The sequence below is a fragment of the Labrys sedimenti genome (assembly GCF_034424805.1).
GTDB lineage: Bacteria > Pseudomonadota > Alphaproteobacteria > Rhizobiales > Labraceae > Labrys > Labrys sedimenti.
The window spans coordinates 1-1,023 of the sequence record NZ_JAXOUF010000103.1; the positions used below are offsets into that span (position 1 = coordinate 1).

The following is a 1,023-nucleotide window of genomic DNA, read 5'->3' on the forward strand; positions in this document are numbered from 1 at the left end:
CACCGGACGGTCGCTCAGGTCAACTTCAACGCAGACCTGCGGATGCTGACGCAGAAACAACGGCAACAGGCAACCCAGGTGCGCCATGGCGAACGACAAGGGTGCACTGAGGCGAATGGTGCCTCGGGGCTCGCTGTTCTGGCCAGCGATGCCCTGCTCCACTTGTTCCACCTCACCGAGCAGGCGCAAGGCCGACTCGTAGTAGCTCTGGCCCAGCGGCGTGACGTCCAGGCGCCGTGTGGAGCGGTTAAGCAAGCGCACGCCCAGGCGGTCTTCCAGTTGGATCAGGCGGCGGCTGACGAATTGCTTGGACAGCCCCAGCTTGTCGGCGGCGGCGGTGAAGCTGCCCTCGTTCAGGGTGGTGACGAACAGGCGCAGGTCTTCGAAGTTCATGGCGGCATCCAGGCAGCGGGAAGAGCCCTCGCGGGCGGTCGAGCGAGGGTCATTGTGCCAAATCGACGCCCCGCGAGCCGTGCCTTTGCGCGGCGACAGCCAATCGCCGCGCAAAAGAAAACCCCCTCGCCACCTTGCGGTGGGGAGGGGGCTCTGGCCTTCGCCGTCGCTTAGACGTTGAAGCGGAAGTGCATGACATCACCGTCCTTGACGATGTAGTCCTTGCCTTCCAGGCGCCACTTGCCGGCTTCCTTGGCGCCGTTCTCGCCCTTGAAGGCGATGAAGTCGTCATAGGCCACCACTTCGGCGCGGATGAAGCCCTTCTCGAAGTCGGTGTGGATGGCGGCGGCCGACTGGGGCGCGGTGGCGCCGACGCGGACGGTCCAGGCGCGGACTTCCTTCACCCCGGCGGTGAAGTAGGTCTGCAGGTTGAGCATTTCGTAGCCTGCGCGGATCACGCGGTTCAAGCCAGGCTCTTCCAGGCCCAGGGCCTCGAGGAACATGTCCTTTTCTTCGCCGTCATCGAGCTCGGCGATTTCCGCTTCGATCTTGTTGCACACCGGAACAACGATGGCGCCTTCTTCGTCGGCAATAGCCTTGACCACGTCGAGCAGCGGGTTGTTCTCGAAG

2 protein-coding genes are annotated in these 1,023 nt (G+C 64.0%); both read right to left on the reverse strand.

The window, feature by feature from the left end; genetic code table 11:
• A partial coding sequence (locus tag U1R88_RS35620) for a LysR family transcriptional regulator (protein WP_322435562.1) occupies nucleotides 1–393 on the reverse strand: 393 nt, incomplete at its 3' end.
• 170 nt (nucleotides 394–563) lie between these two features.
• Nucleotides 564–1,023: DUF933 domain-containing protein (locus U1R88_RS35625; RefSeq protein WP_322435563.1), on the reverse strand; the 460-nt coding region annotated here is incomplete at its 5' end.